Origin of the sequence: Petrotoga sp. 9PW.55.5.1, assembly GCF_003265365.1 — a bacterium.
Taxonomy (GTDB): domain Bacteria; phylum Thermotogota; class Thermotogae; order Petrotogales; family Petrotogaceae; genus Petrotoga.
Genome location: NZ_AUPM01000038.1, coordinates 14,409 through 34,339 on the forward strand (window position 1 = coordinate 14,409; position 19,931 = coordinate 34,339).

A 19,931-nucleotide genomic window follows, 5' to 3' on the forward strand; every position below is an offset into this window, starting at 1 on the left:
TTCTTAACTATAATAACAAATTGTGAACCTTTATTCAACAGAGATTAGTAAAGGATAATGCCTTTGCCCACCTTCGTGTATCTCAATTTCTATATCTGCAAATTTTTGTGTTAAATTTTTTACTAATTGATCGATTTTTTCTTTCTTTGCTCCTTCTCCGTATATAATTGTAACCATCTGATATCCTTTTTTAATAAGTTCTTCCAAACCTTTTTCGACTTCTTTGTAGATGTTTTTACTATGAGATTTTAACTCCTTCCCAATAAATAATAGATACTCGCCTTTTTTTATTTTTTCACCATTTACAACAGAATCTCTTACAGCATAAGTTACTTCGATAGGAACAACTGACCTAATATATTCCGTCATGGATTCAGTTAATTCTTCACTATCCATACTATCATTAAATCCTAACATTGCACTTATCCCTTCTTGAATATGTTTTGTAGGTAAAACTAAAACTTCTTTATCTGTTAATTCTTTTGCCTTTTCTGCTGCCACAATAATATTAGGATTGTTGGGCAGCACGATAGCCTTTTTTTGGGATAATTTATTAATAGCATTAGAAATATCCTTTACACTGGGGTTAGTTGTCTGTCCTCCAAAAATAATCTCGTCTACTCCCAAACTTTTAAAAATATTAGATATTCCTTTCCCTGGAGAAATAGCAACTATACCCCATTTTTTATTGTTTTTATTATTGAGATTAGATACTTTAGCTTGTTGAATATCGTTAGATTTTTTTTCTTTTTGCCCCTCAATAACATGCTCATGCTGAGCTTTCATATTATCAATTTTTGTCTTAATTAGTTCTCCGTATTCCAAAAATTTTTCAAAGACCAAACCTGGATGATTTGTATGAACGTGTAATTTCAATATTTCTTCTTGATTAACCAAAACAATAGAATCTCCAATACTTTCCAAAAAACCTTTTAGTTCTTCTAAAATTCTCTTTTGAACTGGTCTCTTATTAAATTTTACAATCGCCTCTGTACAATACTGAAAAGTTAACTCCTCATAAGCTATTTCTGCTATCTCTTCAGGAGAAGCTTCTTCTAATCTTTCTATTTCTATTTCTATATCTCCATGAATTGCATCATTTATACCTTTAATAATGTAGGCAAAGCCTTTCGCACCCGCATCAACAACATTAGAATCACGTAATTTTTTTAAATATTTAGGTGTTTCATTTACTATTTCAAATGAGTATTTAGTCATTGTTTCAAAAAAAAGGAGAAAATCTTTTTCATCTTTCATGGTCTCTTCCATCTGTTCCGATAATCTTCTTATAAGAGTAAGCATAGTTCCTTCAACAGGTTTCATAACTGCTTTATAAGCCAGTTCCCTTGCATTTTGAAGAGCTTTTAAAAAATCTTGAGTGTTAATCCTTTTCTTTTTTTCTAAAACCTCCGTCATACCTCTAAATATTTGTGAAAGAATAACTCCAGAATTACCTCTGGCACCTAATAAAAGACCTCTTCTTAATGCTTCCATCATAGATTTCATATCATCTTTATCTTCTACTTCATCCATACTTTTGCATGCCTCGAGCATACCTGCTAACATATTTGTTCCAGTATCTCCATCGGGAACCGGAAAAACATTTAACGCATTTATTTCATCTCTGTTCTTAGATAATTCTTCCGTACCTTTTTTTAGCGCTATATACAAATCTTTAGCATACAAAAATCTCTGCATTGAATTACACCTTCTCTCAATATTTCAATCCAGATATGCTCACATTCACTTTAATATTGTTGAAATTTAACATGGATTTTACTCTATGATGAACATTTTCTTGTATATTTTGAGCAACTTTTTTTATAGGTAAACCGTATTCAAGCACAAGGTAAAGCTCAACAGTAACACTTTCTTCATCTTCTAAAATATTAATTCCTCTGTCTTCACTTTTTGACCACAGACTCGATATTCTATCAAAAAAACCTTGCTTCCCAGTGATTTCAACGGCTCCATAAGATTCAATAACCGCTTTATAAACTAATTCTTTGATTACTTCGCTTTTAACATCAATGGTTCCAAATTCCGTTTCCATTAACATGAGGTTCACCTCCATTATTTAATGTTTTTTACTGAAGTTAAAATTGCAGACATATACCCAACAACACTTTCAAAATCTCCGCTTCTTTCGCCGCTAGTAACATGCTCAATTATTTCTATATCATTAAATCCCATGTATAGCAAAGTTGAGATAGGTCCATAACCACACATAGTTATTTTGTATGTTTTAATTGTATCATAAATACCTTCTATATCCATATTTTTTATTTTTTCTATAACTTTTTGGTCTTTTTTTAAAGTGGTTTCGTGACTTTCATAATGATTCATATCAGATGAGGCGACTATTAAATCACCATCTGAAATTATCTCTCTTAAAACTTGCCCGATTTTTTTTGCGGCAGAATTCGATTGATCCATCATACATATTGGAATGATTTTAAAGTTATTATCCATGACATATTGAATAAAAGGCAACTGAACTTCCAAAGAATGTTCTTGTAGATGCCCAATTTCATCATTAGGTATATTTAAAGCTTTTGAAATATATTTAGAGATTTCACCATCAACTTGCACTTTACCAAAAGGAGTTTCCCAAGACCCTTCAGGAAAAATTGATATAGGTAAACCCATACCTGTATGGTTAGGACCTAACAGAAAGACACGTTTTACAACGCCTCTTTCAAAGACTTTTTTAAACGCTTTAGCAGCAGTTTCGCCTGAGTATATGTACCCAGCATGAGGTACTATTATTCCTATAGGAGGAATTAAAGTATTTCCGTTAACTTTAAAACTTTCCCCATAAAAATCCCTTACAACTCTTTTCAACTCTTGCAGATTTGATGGATAAAAAAATCCCGCTACCACCGGTTTTCTTTCCATATACTCTCACCTAAAAATAATCTTCAAATTGAGGCCCATTTAAAACTTCTACGTTAATTATAATAAACAAATCGTAAATATTTTCTGTTTTATTATATGACGTAAACAACTTCCCAACCACCGGTATATCTTTCAAAATAGGTATCCCAGTTTTATTTTCGACTACACTTGTAAAATTTAAACCACCTAGTTTAATAAAACCACCATTTGGTATTATAAAATGACTACTTATACTTCTTTCATCCACAATATTTTTTTCTTCGCTTTTTAACTCACTAATACTTATTTGTAACTGAGTATCAACTACATCTGTTATATTATCGTAACTTCCATATATTTTCATCACAAATCCCGATTCAATTTTTGAAATTATCTTCCCATCTTCATCAAACACAGGAACTGATAATACAGATTTTATGGAGGCTTCTTTCTCTTCGTTAACATAAATCACCGGTTTAGATATCAAAGAAGCGGAATCTTTACCATTTCTAATTATACCATCAAACTGTTTAGTTAGTAGATAAAGTTCTTCTATAGTAAATCTATCAATATTCTGCCCTGAAAAAAGAAATACTTCGTATTTCAGCAACTTTTTTTGTTCAAAAAATCTATATGTATTCTCTCCTATTTTTTCATACATTACATCTTGTGTAACTAAGTATGGTTGTAAAGAGTGCATATCTATATCAAAATTGTTAATGTATAATTCTTTATCATTTTCAAAATCTGATATAACGTTTATAGATTCGATTTCGGCAATTAATGAGATTAATTCTTTTAGAGTAATTTTAACTTTAGTATCTTTAGAATCAATCACATTAAAAATATTTTGAACGAATTCTTTTTGGTTTTCTTCATATTCCAAAAGATAGAGAACATTATTTTCGAGAATCGAAACTTTTGAAAATTTTATCTTTTCTTCTATAAATATTTTATCAAAAAAATCGGTCATTTTAACTGGTATAGAAACAATTTCTTTCTTTATCGTAGCTTCAGGGGTCACTTTTTTTTCTTCAGAAAGTTTGACATCTTCCTCTATACTTGTTTTGGTATTTATAATTCTAATAACTCCATCAACTAAACTAAGAGTTTCTTTATCTGCTTGGATGAAATAATTATTATCATCCAATTTATACACTCTAACAGGAAAGATATCACTCAAAAAAGAAAGATCATATTCCGAAATAAAAACCTCATAACTTTCTTCGATTTCTTTCTCATTTTTTATAGTTTTTTCATCCTTTTCTATATTCTCATCTATTTCTACCAAAGAAGTTGAAGGAGTAAAAGTAGAAATAGAATCCAAATACTCTAACAGTTGGTCGATCTTTTCCTTCTGACTTTCTTTGGCTAGAATTGCATATTGATTTCCATCGAATAACACAACCTTACAATTAAAAAGTTCTTTTAAACTAGTAAGATCATATTTTGATTCTAAAAGAATAAGAACATCTTCCTCTAATTGACTGTTATGTATTTTTGAATGATCAAAAATTATCGAATTTAAAGTACTTTCGTCAGTTGCTACAGCATTTTCAGAACTAATTTTCTCTATATTTTCTATAAACAAAGGTAGATCATTTTCAAAAAGATATGAATTTTTGCCTAATAAAAGAGTGTTTTCATCATAAAAAGTAGTATTTAGAGAATATACTTCTGCTAACATTCTAAGAAAATATTCTACACTTATTTTTTTAGAGTTCACTGATAGGGTTGCATCTGGAATTTCATCGGTTTTTATCCAATTCCATCCAACATAGTTAAAAATCATTTCAATAGCATCATTTAATTTTATTTTTTCAAAACTGACTTTTTGCGAAGTTACAGGTAGATACCCATAAAATGTAATTTTATCTTTTTTTACCTCTACATTTTTCATTGGGTATAAGAATTTTATAGTTAAAGTATCTTTGGAAGAAGAGATTTCTTTCATTGGGCCTTTGTTTATTTTGTATGAGGATTGCTCAAATTCTTGAGAGTCAAAAATTAATTTATAAATGGTTTTATTATCGTTAGAGAATATTTGAAAGACATTTTCAGATTCAAAGTAAAGTATATTCGAATTAGACGATATATCATAATCAATATAAAAAGCAAAAAAACTAGCTGGCAATATAAAAATTATATATAAAAATAAAATTAAAAATCTTTGATATTTTACTAGAAAATTGCACATAAATTCTTCTCCTTTGTTAAAATTAAGATTCCGTCTTCAAATACTTCTAAAACCTGATCTTCCCCAATTTTATCTCCAACAGACACCTTTAACAATTCATCAAAATAATAAAGAAATCCAACCTTTTCTCCTTTTTCGTTTTGGTAATAACCTGAAAATTCAATTCCTGACTTATCATATTTTGAAATAATTTCTTTTTCATTCCAAAGATCATTCAATTCAATTTTAAAGCTGTTGAAAATAGAAGTATTTTGAAAAAAAGATGATGAAAGTTGAGTTTTAACCGCAATATGTTGAAATTGTGGTTTAGAAAAATATACAGAAAAAGTAAAATCATCTGGAAGATCAAAAAAATACTCTGTGTTTCTACTAAGATTGAGATTTTCTATTAAAAGTTGAGAATGTAATATTTCATCAAATTTTTCTTGCAATACTTTCGAAGAAAAATTGTCATTGATATCCATGGCGCTTTTAATCTTCAATTCTAAACTAGAATTAGAATTAGATATTTCATAATTTCTTATGAATAAAATCCCAATGAGTAATAGGGTAATTAAAATTAAATAAGGTTTCATTTTTCTTCACTTCCTAATTCAATTCTTTAATCTCTAAAATCAAAAAGTATTTGTCTTCTATTCTAACCTTTGTGATTTCTGTCAATGAATATTTACTCGTTATCGTTTCTGAAGCGGACATTATTTTAGCAACTTTTGCATATAAACCATAATTATAAGAATAATTAAATTCTATAATCTTGAAATCATTGTTATCTAGAAAAATTAAGAAATCATATAATTTTTCTCTTTGAGTTGAAACTCTACTAATATAATTAGTATAACTATAATTTAACTGACTCCCAAACTGTTTGATAGCTAAAAAGTCTTGATGTTTTCTAAAGATTTCAAAAAATAGAATTATAAAAAGAAATATTAAGACTAGTAAAAGCAAAATTTTAAGAATTTTTCTCACGTTAGATTCTAATAAAAACATCTTTTTTATCCTCCAAACTGTTCAAAGCCAACCTTATTAATTCATTGTTGTTATAGAAATATTCATTTTTTTCAACAACTTCCCGAGCTGAATATGCAAATTCACTATCTCTGATAAATTCATAATTATTATGTTCACTTCCTATTATGTACCTTCCTTCTGGGAATTCTAAGACTTTTTTTAGAAAAATCGACTGAACCGGTAAAAGAATATCAAACAAAATTGATCTTTTCCATTTTTTATAATATTTCTTGTTGATTATCAGAAAATAATCTTTTTGAGAAGAATATATCTTTTTAAAAACGATTTTATTAGAAGATAACTCTTCAAAATATGTTTTCCTCAATTGAAATTCATTTTCAAAGGGTTTAATAAAACAATCCATATGACTTATAGCTACACTTTTACCCTTGAATTTGAAATTGATTATATCATTTTTATTATTTTTAATTTTCAAATTCACCTACCTAGAAATATCATTTTTTAGGATTAGTTAGTATACCAGTAACCGGAACAACATTAAAAATAGTTTCTCCTTCAGAATTTATAATTTTTCCTCCAGGGGTTATAATTTTCCCTTCATACCACCAAAGAGCTTCTCCTGATTCTCCTGTTACGTAGTACTTAATATCGTTAGTAACAATCTTAATCTTTCCTTGAACAATTTGAGAAGAGATTATCCCGTTTAAGTTATAATCCTCTCCATAATGCATGGAAGCGCTCCTTGTTTTATAAACCATTTCAGACGCGATAAATTTTTCAGTAAGAGTCGTGAAGTACTCTTTAAGTGGAACTACCACAAAAAAACTTATTGAAGAGAAAAAGATAATTTCGACAAGTAAAGAAATTACAACTTCAATTAGCAAAAAACCTTTATTATAATCTTTACAAGTAGCCTTCAACTTCAAAACCCATTCCCCCTAAATAGACATTTGAATATACTTCTATAGCTAAACTCAAAATAATTATGGATAAAAAAATTATTAAAATTGGTTCGATCATCTTCATAATTTTATCCGCCATATCTTTAAACGAAGAATAATAAAATTTTTCCAAAAAATCAAAAACTTCACGGTAATTTCCTTTTCTTTTTGAAACACTCATGGTTAAAGATAATTCCTTGACATCTTTAACTTTTGAAAATACTTCTGTCAAATCCTCTCCCTTTTCTATATCCAAATAAACAGATAAAAAATTAGTATATATGTAATGAGATTTTATGTGTGACAATACTATTTCTAGTGAATTATATATGGTAAACCCACTCTTCAACAATAAATTTACGTTTCGTGTAAAATCATGCAGAACATAGTTTTTATAAAGAGTCTTTACTAAAGGTATCTTAATCCATAAAAGGTCGTTCTTTTTTCCAACAATAAAAATTATCAACCCCAAGATAAAAATTATCAACATAGTTATCAACATATATGTTGAAAAACCTAAAGTTATTTCATAACCTAACAAATTAGAAAACTGAGGGATAATAAAAAAATTTAATAGAAATAATAGAATTAAAATAGAAGAAAGAACTACTAGAGGATAAATTAAAGATTTTTCGGCAGTTGACCTTGAAAGTTTCATATTATTATAATAATTTTTTAAATTAGCTAAGTTTTGCCTGAGAACTGAGGTTGTTTTTGAAATATTAATTGTATATTTAAAGTATTTATCTATCTCTGGAAAATCAAATGCAGTTTCATAATTAAAACCTTTTCTGACTAAAAAATAAATTTTGGTAACTATGCCTTTTGTGAACTTATCAACTTGTTCGTTGAAAACTAAAAACTCTAAAGCTTCAAACAGTGACATACCCGAATTTACAAGTAAATACAAATTATCAACTAATGTAATCATTTGATCAATATTGAATTTTTTTGAACTAAAATAAAAGCTATCAACTTTTATGTTGATAACTCTAATACTCAAATTGTTTAAAAAAAAGTCAATTTTTTCTTCTGGGTTCAAAGTTATATAAAAATTATATCTCTTCTTTGAATCTATTTCTTCGACTGATACCTTATAAAGCTTTTTCACTTATCCCCCTAAGATAATAATTTCACTTTGTTTTGAGAACTTACTTTATCAATACATATCTTATAAAAATATCTACTTCTCATAACTTGTATCGATTTGTACAATCTTTGTATCGTTGAAGATTTATTGTATTTTAAAGAGTCAGCGTATATTTCTATTTCTTCATCTTTATACTTTAATAGTGAATAGCAAGGTGCTCTAGAAAACGAAGAAGTATTATACCAGTCATTTGATGGGGGTCTTATCCCTGGTAAAAGAGTGGAGTAATAAAATGCTCCTTTCAGTGTATCTATTCGCTTAGTTTCAATTTTCTTTGATTTTAAGTTTATAATTTCTATTTCTAAATTAAAGTCTAATTTTATATCTAATTCAAACTCGTAATTATAATCCCCAAAAGATGAATTGAGTTTAAAACAATTTTTTATATTTCCAAACAAAGGGTAATCTTTATCTACCGTATTTAAATAAGGCTTTAAACTTTTGACTACTTCTTTTGATAATTCTTTTTTATTTAAATAATTACAAGCCATAAAAAAGCCGGGCAAACCATTAGTGATTATTTTATCATATCTTTTTAAATTTAAATGTTTAATTTTTTCTGCAACTTCTATACCTTTCCAGCCGTAACCTCCAACTACCAAGATCATGATATTGTCTCCAATATAAGGTCTTTTTTATCTGAAATTGCCTTCCTTCCGGTTTCGATTAAATCTTTAGTTTGAGTGAAATCCAATGTGTGAAAATTTTCTGTAGGAAGTTCTATGATGAGATTCTCACCGCTTTTTGTTAAATCCTCTGAAATTTTCTCTCTTATGTCGTCTATTCTTTCAAATGCACTAGCAGAATTCTTGACTTCTTTAAATTTTATTTTTTTTGATAAAAGTTTCAACACAATAACCTTATCAGCACCAAGATTTCTTGGAGTTAATACTGGAGTTTTTTCTAAAGCCCCACCATCTATATATCTCATTCCATTTATTTTTACAGGTCTAAAAGCTCCGGGCATTGCCATACTTGCTTTTAAAGCAGGGTAAAGAAGTCCTTCATTAAAGATTTCTAATTCTCCACTTTCAAGATTGACAGCTGTACAAAAAAAATTCATTTTTAAATCTTCAAATTTTACGCCTTTAAAGATTTTTTTTAATATATAAAAATAAACATATGAAGGAAAGATTGAGGGCAATAAATTTGCTCCTATACAGGTCAAAAACGAAGGGACATTTTTTGAACCTGGCATTTTTTTTAATAATACACTTTTTCCTAATCTTAAAGCATAATCATGCAAAGGTTTTGCTTCACCCAAAAGTGAATAACCAGCTCCAACAAGAGCCCCTATACTCGTTCCAACTATCATATCAAACTTAATACCCAACTCTTCAAGTTCTAAAAGAGCACCTACATGTGCGGCACCCTTTGCTCCCCCGCCAGATAACGAAAGGGCTAACACCTTTAAACCTCCAAAAAATCAGATATATGATCCATTACATCCTTTAGCTTTTCAACTTTTTTCCCACCAGCTTGGGCGAAAGTAGGCCCACCACCTCCGCCACCATCTAAATAAGAAGAGATTTTTTTTGCAATTTTTCCAGCGTGAAATTTATCTGTAACATCTTTAGAAACTTTAACAACCAAACTGATACTTTCGTTATTATTTTTATTGAAAACTATTACTACTCCACGTTTCAACTTTTGAAGTAAAAGATCGGCAGTATTGGAATGAACATCTTTTTCAACGCCTTCCAATTCACCGATTATTACTTTTTCATCTTTTATTATTAACGGTTTTTCTACTAAATTTTGAGTTTTCTCTACTGAGAGAATAGATTGAAGTTTTTTTATCTCTCTTTCTTGATTCTTAACTGTTTCAACGATATTTTCAACCTTTTCTAATAACTTCTCTTTAGGGGATTCTAGAATATAAGAAAGGTCTCTTATCATTTTTTCTAATTCTGAAACCATAATTAAAGATTCCATACCGGATACAGCCTCTATCCTTCTAACCCCAGAGGAAATTGAATACTCATCAACAATCTTAAAAAGACCTATCTCTCCCGTATTTGTAACGTGGGTGCCTCCGCAAAGCTCTCTTGAAAATCCTTCTATATCAACAATTCTTACAGTATTACCATACTTCTCTTCAAAAAGGGCTATAACATCCATATTCTTTGCTTCTTCAATACTTTTTATGTAAGTTTTAACTGGTAGAGCCTTTTGTATTTGTTGATTTATTAAAACTTCGATCTGGTGTTTTTGTTCGAGAGTTAGAGGCTCGTAATGAGTAAAATCAAACCTTAACCTATCTGGTCCAACATACGATCCAGCTTGTTTGATGTGGCTGCCAACTAATTTCCTTAATGCGGTATGAAGAAGATGAGTGGAGGTGTGATTTTTTTCTATGGCTTTTCTTGTTTCTTTATTGACTTTGAGAGTTAGCTTATCAGCAACTCTCAAGAAGCCTTTTTTAACTTTTACTTTATGAGATACGATATCATTTTTTACAGCTTTAACATCAATAACTTCAGCCTCAAAATTTTCATTAAAAATAATTCCTTTATCAGATACTTGTCCTCCTTTTTCAGCATAAAACGGGGTCCTTATAAAAAACAATTCCGCTTCTTCTCCCTCTTCAACTTTTTGGACTATTTCGTCATCTTTTATTATCAATTTCACTTCTTCATTTGAAACAAGTTCATTGTAACCTATAAAAATAGTTGAAGGTAAATGTTTATCTATCTCGTTATAAACAGATTTAGATTCATCATATTCCACTTTGCCAGAAGCAGATCTTGCCATCTCTTTTTGCTTTCCCATTAATTCTTCAAATACTGCTTCATCTACCTTCATCCCTTTTTCAGATACAATTTCTCTTGTAAGATCCAACGGAAATCCATATGTATCATAAAGTTCAAACGCAACATTTCCAGGAAGAGTTTTTTCATCATTTAGAGAGCTTAATATATTGTTCAACCTTTCTATACCCTTGCCCATCGTTTCAATAAATTTCCTTTCTTCTACAGTTGCTATCTCTAATATTAATTTTTCTTTTTCTTTTAGCTCAGGGTATATATCTCCCATCTTTTTAATAACAGTTTTAAGCACACTATTTAAAAAAGGTTGATTTGCTCCTAGTAAGGTTCCATGCCTGACAGCCCTTCTGATCAATCTTCTTAAAACATATCCTCTGCCTTCATTCGAAGGAATAAGTCCCTCTGAAATCAAAAAAGATACCGCTCTTGCATGGTCGGCAATTACTTTTATGGAAACATCTTTGTTTTTGTCTTCTCGGAATTTTACTTTAAATAAACTTTCTATTTTTTCAATTATCTCTTTAAACAAATCTGATTCAAAATTATCGTACTTGTCTTGAACTACTGCACAAATCCTTTCAAAACCTGCCCCAGTATCGATATTTTTTCTTGGAAGAGTTGAAAGATTACCGTTTTCATCAGAATAATATTCTGTAAATACTATATTCCATATTTCAACAAAACGTCCACAATCACAGGCAGGGGTACAATTTTCTGAATCGGGACAATTTTCTATATGTCCTGTGTCAAAATAAATTTCTGATGAAGGTCCACACGGCCCTGTTGGCCCGGCTGGTCCCCACCAATTTTCTTCTTTACCAAATCTCAGAATTTTATTTTTTGGCAATTTTATGTTATTCTCCCAAATATAAAAAGATTCATCATCCGTTTCATATACCGATGCCCAAAGTTTGTCGGAAGATAACCCCAATTCTTCTGTTAAAAATTCCCATGCCCACTCTATCGCTTCTTTTTTGAAATAGTCTCCAAAAGAGAAATTTCCCAGCATCTCAAAAAAAGTATGATGCCTGGCTGTTCGCCCTACATTATCTATATCATTTGTTCTTAAACATTTTTGACATGTAGTTATTCTTTTGTATGTGGGTTCCACTTTCCCCCAGAATATAGGTTTGAAAGGGACCATCCCAGCTACTGTGAATAATAATTGAGGATCATTAGGTAACAACGAAGCACTTGAAAGCCTTTTGTGATTTTTTTTTCTCAAAAAAAGACAAAAATAATTCTCTGATTTCTTCAGAGTTACGGTATTTCATATATATTTTTTCCTCCTGTTATTAAAAATCGATACTGTTCTATTTAGAATTTTACGAGTAAATAAGCATTGTTATTTTCAATTGTAAGATTATTATTTATTTTTTTCAATTCTAACGCAGAAGGAGAATCACCTGTGTATAAAATTTTAATTTGATTGATGCCTCCGTCAGCTAAACTTATTATTTCATTTTCATTTTCTTTATAATTAAAGCTAGATGATAAATAACCGTCAGAAATCAAGGTCTCTATTGTTAAACCACTGAGGTTATTGTTATATAGTGAATAATTTAACACTGCTACCTGAACATTCTGCATATCGGTCACTATCTTTGTAGCATTTGCTTGATTTATTATCCCTTTGACAGACGGAACAGCGATACTTGTTAGAACCGCGATAATCCCTAAAACTATCAACACTTCAACAAGTGTAAACCCTTCTTTTAGTTTCTTTTTTTTCATTATTTCCTCCTATATCCAAAGTATTCTAAGCAATAAATACCACATAGGAGTAACTATAAGCAACCCATCTATTCTATCTAGCATACCCCCATGCCCCGGTAAAACATTCCCTGAATCTTTTGCTTTATAATATCTTTTTATAATTGATTCGGTCAAATCTCCTATTGTATCAAAAGAACTTACCATAATCGCAAAAAATAAAACTTGTAATATAGTTATTTTCTGAATCGTTCCAAAAAAAATCCCAATGGTATCAAATAAATATATATAAATAAAAGTGATGAAGGTACCACCAATAAATCCCTCCCAACTTTTTTTTGGTGAAAAATTAGGTGATAATTTATGTTTTCCAAAACTCAAACCAAAGAAATAGGCTCCTGCATCATAAGCCCAAACAGATGTTAAAGCTAAAATTGCCATGCCAGCACCATAATTTATTTGAATTAAGTAAAAATTAGACAAAAAAAATGAAACATAAATAAGACTTAGAGCACTTGACTCTATGAATCTCTTTGCATGAGTAATATCTTTAATTAAAATCATTATTGAAAAGACACTCGCAACAAAGGCTAAAAAAAATATTCCTTCACTTTCAAAAGGTAATATTCCTCTATACTCTGCTTCGATTGAAAAACCGTACAAAAGGCTAGATGCCCCGATAATAAAAGTTAATACAAGTTTCATAAGATTGTTTTTTACGTCACTGGTAAATAATTCAATCAACTCAAATGACGAAAGCATAACTATTGTTGTAACTAATCCAAGTAAAGTTGGATAAGTTAAAAAAGAAAAAACAACTATGGGGCCTATTATAACCCCAGATAATACTCTAATTGCGAGTTCTTTTTTATTCAAGACATTTCCTCCACTATGCTTATTGTTTAATAGCTCCAAATCTTCTTTCTCTTTTTGAATAATCTTTCAGAGCATTTAAATATTCTTCGTATGAAAAATCGGGCCATAATGTCTTTGTAAAGTAAAGTTCAGAATAGGCTGATTCCCATAATAAAAAATTACTTAGTCTGACCTCTCCACCCGTTCTAATAATTAGATCGGGATTTGGTACATGGGGTAAATACAGATTTCTTTCCATATCTTCTATAGTTATTTCTTCTTTCCCTTCTTTTATAATCTTATTAACAGCGTCTACTATTTCTTGCTTTCCTCCATAATTCAGTGCTAGTATTAGATTAAATTCCTTATTATTTTTACTAATATTTTGAATCTCTTTACAAGTATCTTTTAAACTTTTGGGAAGATCGTCAATTTTCCCCAAAAAACTTATTTTTACTCCATTTTCTATAATTCTATTTAAATTCTCCTCAAAGTATCTTATAATAAGTTCGAATAAGAATTCTATTTCTTCTTTAGGCCTTTTCCAATTTTCCTGAGAAAATGTATAAAGTGTTAGATAATCAACTCCAAATTCTTTAGACCATTCTATCACATTCTCTGCAACTTCTACACCTTTTTTGTGGCCATAATTTCTTTCTCTATTATTTTTTATAGCCCATCTTCCGTTTCCATCCATAATAATACCAACATGTTTAGGAACTTTTAAGAAGTTCATTTGAATTATTACCGCCTTTATGATTCCATAATTTCTTTTTCTTTTTTTTGAAATATTTTTTCTGCCTCTTCTTCATTCTCTTTCAAAATTTCTTGAATTTCATCTTCCATTTTTTTTGCCTCATCTTCACTTAATACACTTGAATTCAAATCTTCCTTTATTTTTTTGATATCGTCTCTTCTTATGTTTCTTAAGGCGATTTTTGTTTCTTCCAACATTTCTTTTACGCCTTTAACTAACTTTTTTCTTTCTTCAATCGTTGGATTAGGGAAAGAAACTCTTACTACGTTACCATCGTTAATTGCGTGAAAACCAAAATTAGAAGAGTTTATTGCCTTTTCAATTGCTTCTAGCATTTTTTTATCCCAAGGTGTAATAATAACTACCCTTTCTTCTCCAACAGACAAATTTGCTACTTGATTTATAGGAGTAGGAACACCATAGTAATCAACTTTTATGTCCTCAAAGATAGCTGTTGAAGGCCTTCCAGTTCTTACTTTTTTTAACTCATCCGCAAAATGTTCCAAAGTTTTTTTCATTTTTTCATCTGCTTGTCTAGCATAAACGCTTTTCTTTGCCATAAATTCACCTCCATCTTAAATTTCATCATTATAACTTTAAACGATATTCACAGTCAATATTATACCACATTGAACTTTTCTGAGTAACATTTGCCATTCATAATAATCAAGATAAAATAAATTTGTGTTAAAATTTTAAAAAACTTTAGAAATCAGCAAATCGGAGGTCAAGATTATGAGAAAACTTTTTTTGCTTTCTTTAATTATGTTAATTTCCTTAATTTCACTTCCAAATAATCAAGCCAGCCAAATTAATAATTCTTTCCTTTTGTCCAATGAATATCTAGAAGTAGAAATATCTAAAGAAACAGGTTTTATAGAGTCATTAAAACAAAAAGGAATAGATAAATCACTTTTTTCCTCTCATAGATTCATTATCTCGGGAATAGAATTTAAGAATGAAATTATAGAACTTTCTGAGAATTCTATCTCATTTCTTTCTACCACCGATGATTACACTATCATGACGAAATACTATTTAGAGCATAATGAAGTAGTTATAATGACGAAAATAACTAATAAAACAAATACAAATAAGAAGATTCAAATCAACGAAATTATCGATTACTCAGATACTTACCCCTTTTTTAGGAGCCCTAAGATTTTTGAGAATTACGCTTTTTTATTGCAACAAGATTATGGAAGTCTTGGATATTTCAATTTAAACAGCTCTTCTTTTCAAAGATTGATATCAAACGATGCATTCACAACTAGCATTTCGTTCTTCAATATTAATCCAAATGAAGCTATTGAATTAAACAGAACTGTAACTGTTGATAGAAGCGTTAGTGAAATTGAAAAAAAGTACTTTGATAAATTCAATATTCCGTATAATACTATTGAGAAAGATATTATTTTAAATACAGAAAAATCTTCTCAAGGAATAAGAGTTATATTAGAAGATGAACTAAATAAGATACTAAGTGTTCAAATTGTTGACGATAAAGGTAAAGCTAAATTTTATATTCCATTAGAAAAAAATTATCAAAATTACAAAATGAAGGTTGATCATGGAAATCTAAAAACAGAACCTATTGATATTCTTACTTCCAAAGACATTTTTATTGAAGTCCCAGAAAATTATTTTTACTACAAGCCTTTTTTGACGGTAAAAAAAGAAGACGGTATAACTGTTAATTTTAGAACCTTTGTTCCTGCTCGTTCGAAAATATCAGTGTATTCTTTGAAAGAAAATTCAATAATTATGGAGGTTCAAAATAATTTACCTTTAGAGTATCATAACATAGAAATTTCTACTTTAAATTCTAATACAACTTATTACTATGTAGTAAATGTTGAAGATACTTATACTATAAACAAATTAGAAAGTGAGAAGAAAACTTTTTCCACCAAACCTTTGGATAAGGATATTAAAAGTTTCCAATTTGTAGTTTATGGTGATACTCAAATATATGATGAAAGACATACTTTTGTGGTGGAAAAAATACTTGAAAATGAAGAACTTAAACCTATTTTTATTATTAAACCTGGAGATCATACTGAAGAAGGCACTTCAGAAAATAGTTGGCACAATTTTTTTGAATCAACTTATCCATTGAGTTCTCAAATTCCATATTATTTAGCTCTTGGAAATCACGAACGTAATAGTTTGCTTTATTATAGAGCTTTTGCACTCCCAAAGGGTGGTGGGGATTACTCAAAAAGGTGGTACTCTTTTGATTATGGAAATGCTCATTTCATAATATTAGATTCCAATATTTTAGAGTCTTCTTCTTTATATAAAAAACAAATGGAATGGTTAGAAAACGATCTCAAAGACAATCAAGACAAGAAATTCACGTTTGTTATTTTTCACCATCCTTTTTGGACTACTGCTACTGAATATGGATCAATGGAAGAAAATTCACCACAAGGGCATTTCAACACAAAAAATTGGCTTCCTTTGTTTAAAAAATACAATGTTGATGTCGTAATTAACGGACATATTCACGCATATGAAAGACATTTCAGAGACGGCATAATGTTCATTACTACAGGTGGTGGTGGAGCAAAACTCAATACTTCTCATGAAGCTAACCCCCTACCTTGGCACGTTAAGCACGTTTTAGGAAAGCTGCATTACATACTCTTTGAAGTGTTTGAAGATTCTATAAAAGTTACTGTAAAAGCAGTTGGAGAGATTGACAATCCTCTTTTCCCAAACGAATATACTGAAATTAACGAAATAATAGATGAGTTTTATATCTACAAAAAATAAAAAAGGGGAAAAGCTCCCCTCATTTATTAGAGTTTTACAAGTCCAGAAAACCCCATAAAAGCCATAGATAATAATCCTGCTGTTACAAGGGCCAATGCTGTTCCTTGAAAAGCTTTTGGAACGTTATTTAACTCCATCTTTTCTCGAATAGAAGAGAAGATTATCAATGCTAACGCGAAACCTAACCCAGATGCAAAAGAATTCACCAAGGTTTCCATAAAATTATAATTAGTTTGAACATTTAATAAGGCTACTCCTAATATAGCACAGTTGGTTGTAATAAGTGGAAGATATATTCCTAAGGCCTCGTACAAAGCCGGGCTTGATTTTTTTATAAAAAACTCAACAAATTGTACTAAAACAGCAACTACTAAGATGAATACAATGGTTTTTAAAAATTCAACGCCAAGTATAATAAGTAATTGGTTTAAAAACCATGTGATTACTCCCGCCATTGTCATTACGAACACAACCGCAATAGACATCCCTATAGCTGAACTTTTAGATCTTGAAACTCCCAAAAAGGGACAGATACCCAAAAACCTTGTTAAAATTATATTATTGACTAAAGCCGCAGAAATAAATAACAAAACTAAATTCATTTCTTAGCACCTGCCTTTTTCCTTCTGTTTTCTCTACTTATACCTATGGAATTAAACATTCCCAACAACAACCCCAAAGCTATAAATGCTCCGGGAGGAAGGATGAAAAGATATAGATTCAAGGCATCTCCCCAGATAGGAAATCCAAAAATAGTACCATTTCCTAATAATTCTCTTACTGAACCCAAGAGAACTAATGCCCCAGTGAATCCTATGCCTATTCCCAAAGCATCGAAAATTGAGTCTATTACACCATTTTTGGAGGCAAAGGCTTCTGCTCTTCCCATAATAATACAATTTACAACTATCAAAGGAATGAAAATTCCCAAAGTTTGCCATAATTCATAAGTTAACCCATGCATGATTAGATCAATCATTGTAACAAAAGAAGCAATAACAACAATATAAATAGGTATCCTTATTTTTTTTGGAACTATTTTTCTTATTAAAGAAATAACAATATTAGACATGGTTAAAACAGATAAAGTTGCTATACCCATTCCAAGAGCATTTTGAGCACTAGTAGTAGTTGCCAAAGTTGGACACATTCCTAAAACTTGTACAAAAACGGGATTGTTATTTATTAAACCATTGGTAAAATTTTTAAAATTCGCCACCTCAGATCACCCCTTCTTGAGTCAAAAATTCAACAGCAGCGTTAATAGAATCTGATACCGCACGAGGAGTAATAGTTGCTCCTGTCATGACATCACTCGTTTTAACTACACCTTCTGATTTAAACGATTCTAAAGAATTAGAAGGGATATTAACTCCCGCATCTTTGTCAACTTTTACTCCCGAGATTAAACCAGACTCTGGAATTAGACTGAATCTCTTTTTTACTTCATCTTCAGCAATTCTCGCTCCTAAACCGGGTGTTTCTTGAGAGTAGTTTATCACTTCTATTTTATTCAAAACTATCTCATTATTTTTCTCCTTTACAAAAGAAATTACACTAGTCACATCACCACCGTATCCTACACCAGAAACAGTTAAAACAAAAACATCAAGAGTTTCAGTATTAAACTTATATACAGGAGAATAAACCTTTGCATTTTTAAGGCTTACAAACAAAACACCTGATTCATCTTCTTTCCAAATATTTTGGTTTAATTCTTCTTTGTTTGAAGGGATATTACTAATAAGATATTCTTCGCTTTCAGCATCTTTTAGTACTTTTTCAATGGCAGATAAGGTATTATCAAACTCAGCTTGTTGAATTAAAGGATTTACAAAATTATAAACCACAGAAACAAGTAAAGCAGAAGCTATCATGAATAAAGCTAAGATAAGTCCAGTCTTTAAATATTCACGCATTTGTTATCCCACCTTTATTTGTTCCATAGATTCTTGGTTTAAGCCAATCATCTATCAATGGAACCAAAGCATTCATAATTAATATTGAGAAAGAAACGCCTTCTGGATAACTTCCAAAATATCTTATAACCATTGTTAAAACTCCTGCACCTAATCCAAAAACAAATTGGCCTTTTAATGTCATGGGAGATGTTACCATGTCTGTAGCCATAAACAAAGCTCCAAGCATTAACCCCCCTGCCAAAAGATGAAATAGAGGTGATCCAAATCTAGATGGATCGACTAAATAAAATATAGAACTAAAAACTAACACGGTTGATATATACGATACAGGAATCATTAATTTAATTCTTCCTTTTATAACTAGATATATAAAACCTATCAACAAAGCTAGAGCGCTTACTTCCCCTATTGAACCAGGAATCTTCCCAATAAACATATCCCAATAACTATAGCTTTGAAGAACATTTTCGAAACTTGATCCAATAACCATTCCCAAAGGTGATGCTGTGGTTATAATATCTTGATAAGGTGAAGCTATGGTTATAATATCTGAATTATTATAAAAAAAAGGTGCATACCATGTAGTCATTGCGGTTGGAAAAGAAATAAGCATAAATGCTCTTCCAACCAAAGCTGGGTTGAAGAAATTCTGCCCCAAACCTCCAAAAATTTGTTTAGCTAACACAATAGAAACAGTTACACCAAGTAAAATTTGCCACCAATTTACTGCTAAGGATAAGTTCATACCCAATAGTAATCCGGTTACTGATGCAGAAAGATCAGGTGTATAATTTTTTTGATTTCTGAGAAAACGTACCACTACAAAATCTAGTATTTCAGAAAAAACCATAGAAAACAACATTATATATAAAGCTCTTAATCCAAAGATCCATGTGGAAAAAACTACAGCAGGTATCAACGCTATTAATACATCAAGCATTATCTTTCTAGTAGTATCCTTTGTTCTGAAATGGGGAGCTGCTTCAGTACTTAGCTTCAAC

The 19,931-nt window shown here is 30.1% G+C and carries 20 protein-coding genes and 1 pseudogene; 1 reads left to right on the forward strand and 20 read right to left on the reverse strand.

The window, feature by feature from the left end:
- Nucleotides 1-30: 30 nt before the first annotated feature.
- The 16 genes and pseudogenes from PW5551_RS05645 to frr all read right to left on the reverse strand — a co-directional run bounded on the left by PW5551_RS05645 (nt 31) and on the right by frr (nt 14,790).
- Nucleotides 31-1,698, reverse strand: coding sequence for a DAK2 domain-containing protein (locus PW5551_RS05645; protein ID WP_113074823.1), 1,668 nt, complete (start codon nt 1,696-1,698; stop codon nt 31-33).
- Nucleotides 1,699-1,714: 16 nt separating this feature from the next.
- Nucleotides 1,715-2,059, reverse strand: coding sequence for an Asp23/Gls24 family envelope stress response protein (locus PW5551_RS05650; protein ID WP_158526149.1), 345 nt, complete (start codon nt 2,057-2,059; stop codon nt 1,715-1,717).
- A gap of 14 nt (nt 2,060-2,073) precedes the next feature.
- Entirely contained in the window at nt 2,074-2,898 is an 825-nt protein-coding gene (amrB, locus tag PW5551_RS05655; protein ID WP_113074825.1) for an AmmeMemoRadiSam system protein B, read from the reverse strand.
- 10 nt (nt 2,899-2,908) lie between these two features.
- A complete protein-coding gene (locus PW5551_RS05660; protein WP_113074826.1) occupies nt 2,909-5,074 on the reverse strand; it encodes a hypothetical protein in 2,166 nt (721 codons plus the stop codon).
- On the reverse strand, nt 5,059-5,649 hold the full coding sequence (locus PW5551_RS05665) for a hypothetical protein (RefSeq protein WP_113074827.1): 591 nt from the start codon (nt 5,647-5,649) through the stop codon (nt 5,059-5,061). The genes PW5551_RS05660 and PW5551_RS05665 overlap by 16 nt, the downstream gene beginning before the upstream one ends.
- A 13-nt stretch (nt 5,650-5,662) precedes the next feature.
- A complete protein-coding gene (locus PW5551_RS05670; protein WP_113074828.1) occupies nt 5,663-6,064 on the reverse strand; it encodes a hypothetical protein in 402 nt (133 codons plus the stop codon).
- Nucleotides 6,045-6,521 (reverse strand): hypothetical protein, encoded by a 477-nt coding sequence (locus PW5551_RS05675; RefSeq protein ID WP_113074829.1) that lies wholly within the window; start codon nt 6,519-6,521, stop codon nt 6,045-6,047. Before PW5551_RS05675 ends, PW5551_RS05670 begins: the two co-directional genes overlap by 20 nt.
- A gap of 19 nt (nt 6,522-6,540) precedes the next feature.
- Entirely contained in the window at nt 6,541-6,972 is a 432-nt protein-coding gene (locus PW5551_RS05680; protein ID WP_113074830.1) for a hypothetical protein, read from the reverse strand.
- Complete coding sequence (locus PW5551_RS05685; RefSeq protein ID WP_113074831.1) at nt 6,950-8,098, reverse strand: type II secretion system F family protein; 1,149 nt, start codon at nt 8,096-8,098, stop codon at nt 6,950-6,952. The genes PW5551_RS05680 and PW5551_RS05685 overlap by 23 nt, the downstream gene beginning before the upstream one ends.
- An 8-nt stretch (nt 8,099-8,106) precedes the next feature.
- Entirely contained in the window at nt 8,107-8,745 is a 639-nt protein-coding gene (locus PW5551_RS05690; protein ID WP_113074832.1) for a hypothetical protein, read from the reverse strand.
- Nucleotides 8,742-9,545: a patatin-like phospholipase family protein gene (locus tag PW5551_RS05695; protein ID WP_113074833.1), complete on the reverse strand. Its 804-nt coding sequence runs from the start codon at nt 9,543-9,545 to the stop codon at nt 8,742-8,744. Before PW5551_RS05695 ends, PW5551_RS05690 begins: the two co-directional genes overlap by 4 nt.
- Nucleotides 9,546-9,547: 2 nt before the next feature.
- A pseudogene (gene alaS, locus PW5551_RS05700) lies at nt 9,548-12,179 on the reverse strand (alanine--tRNA ligase).
- A gap of 43 nt (nt 12,180-12,222) precedes the next feature.
- Complete coding sequence (locus PW5551_RS05705; protein WP_113074834.1) at nt 12,223-12,639, reverse strand: type II secretion system protein; 417 nt, start codon at nt 12,637-12,639, stop codon at nt 12,223-12,225.
- A gap of 9 nt (nt 12,640-12,648) precedes the next feature.
- Nucleotides 12,649-13,494, reverse strand: coding sequence for a phosphatidate cytidylyltransferase (locus tag PW5551_RS05710; protein WP_158526150.1), 846 nt, complete (start codon nt 13,492-13,494; stop codon nt 12,649-12,651).
- A 19-nt stretch (nt 13,495-13,513) separates the two neighbouring features.
- Complete coding sequence (gene uppS, locus PW5551_RS05715; RefSeq protein ID WP_113074836.1) at nt 13,514-14,209, reverse strand: polyprenyl diphosphate synthase; 696 nt, start codon at nt 14,207-14,209, stop codon at nt 13,514-13,516.
- A 17-nt stretch (nt 14,210-14,226) separates the two neighbouring features.
- Nucleotides 14,227-14,790, reverse strand: coding sequence for a ribosome recycling factor (gene frr / locus PW5551_RS05720; protein WP_113074837.1), 564 nt, complete (start codon nt 14,788-14,790; stop codon nt 14,227-14,229).
- Nucleotides 14,791-14,965: 175 nt separating this feature from the next.
- Between frr and PW5551_RS05725 the strand changes: the two genes are divergently transcribed.
- On the forward strand, nt 14,966-17,008 hold the full coding sequence (locus tag PW5551_RS05725) for a metallophosphoesterase (protein WP_113074838.1): 2,043 nt from the start codon (nt 14,966-14,968) through the stop codon (nt 17,006-17,008).
- Between the two features lie 26 nt (nt 17,009-17,034).
- Here the strand turns inward: PW5551_RS05725 and rsxA are convergent, their stop codons facing one another.
- From rsxA to PW5551_RS05745, 4 genes are read right to left on the reverse strand one after another with little or no spacing between them, the layout of a single operon-like run.
- Nucleotides 17,035-17,610, reverse strand: a complete 576-nt coding sequence (rsxA, locus tag PW5551_RS05730; protein WP_113074839.1) for an electron transport complex subunit RsxA — start codon at nt 17,608-17,610, stop codon at nt 17,035-17,037.
- Complete coding sequence (gene rsxE / locus PW5551_RS05735) at nt 17,607-18,227, reverse strand: electron transport complex subunit RsxE (RefSeq protein ID WP_113074840.1); 621 nt, start codon at nt 18,225-18,227, stop codon at nt 17,607-17,609. Before rsxE ends, rsxA begins: the two co-directional genes overlap by 4 nt.
- A gap of 1 nt (nt 18,228) precedes the next feature.
- Nucleotides 18,229-18,927 carry an RnfABCDGE type electron transport complex subunit G gene (locus PW5551_RS05740; protein WP_113074841.1) on the reverse strand — a complete coding sequence of 233 codons (699 nt, stop codon included), beginning with the start codon at nt 18,925-18,927 and terminating at the stop codon, nt 18,229-18,231.
- On the reverse strand, nt 18,920-19,930 hold the full coding sequence (locus PW5551_RS05745; protein WP_113074842.1) for an RnfABCDGE type electron transport complex subunit D: 1,011 nt from the start codon (nt 19,928-19,930) through the stop codon (nt 18,920-18,922). The genes PW5551_RS05740 and PW5551_RS05745 overlap by 8 nt, the downstream gene beginning before the upstream one ends.
- Nucleotide 19,931 lies beyond the last annotated feature (1 nt).

Bases quoted from the DNA above. Each gene is read 5' to 3' on its own strand.
- frr (WP_113074837.1), bottom strand. From the start codon at position 14,790: ATGGCAAAGAAAAGCGTTTATGCTAGACAAGCAGATGAAAAAATGAAA.
- amrB (WP_113074825.1), bottom strand. From the start codon at position 2,898: ATGGAAAGAAAACCGGTGGTAGCGGGATTTTTTTATCCATCAAATCTG.
- PW5551_RS05670 (WP_113074828.1), bottom strand. From the start codon at position 6,064: ATGTTTTTATTAGAATCTAACGTGAGAAAAATTCTTAAAATTTTGCTT.
- PW5551_RS05665 (WP_113074827.1), bottom strand. From the start codon at position 5,649: ATGAAACCTTATTTAATTTTAATTACCCTATTACTCATTGGGATTTTA.
- PW5551_RS05690 (WP_113074832.1), bottom strand. From the start codon at position 8,745: ATGATCTTGGTAGTTGGAGGTTACGGCTGGAAAGGTATAGAAGTTGCA.
- PW5551_RS05645 (WP_113074823.1), bottom strand. From the start codon at position 1,698: ATGCAGAGATTTTTGTATGCTAAAGATTTGTATATAGCGCTAAAAAAA.
- rsxA (WP_113074839.1), bottom strand. From the start codon at position 17,610: ATGAATTTAGTTTTGTTATTTATTTCTGCGGCTTTAGTCAATAATATA.
- uppS (WP_113074836.1), bottom strand. From the start codon at position 14,209: ATGAACTTCTTAAAAGTTCCTAAACATGTTGGTATTATTATGGATGGA.
- PW5551_RS05650 (WP_158526149.1), bottom strand. From the start codon at position 2,059: ATGTTAATGGAAACGGAATTTGGAACCATTGATGTTAAAAGCGAAGTA.
- PW5551_RS05725 (WP_113074838.1), top strand. From the start codon at position 14,966: ATGAGAAAACTTTTTTTGCTTTCTTTAATTATGTTAATTTCCTTAATT.
- PW5551_RS05705 (WP_113074834.1), bottom strand. From the start codon at position 12,639: ATGAAAAAAAAGAAACTAAAAGAAGGGTTTACACTTGTTGAAGTGTTG.
- PW5551_RS05740 (WP_113074841.1), bottom strand. From the start codon at position 18,927: ATGCGTGAATATTTAAAGACTGGACTTATCTTAGCTTTATTCATGATA.
- PW5551_RS05660 (WP_113074826.1), bottom strand. From the start codon at position 5,074: ATGTGCAATTTTCTAGTAAAATATCAAAGATTTTTAATTTTATTTTTA.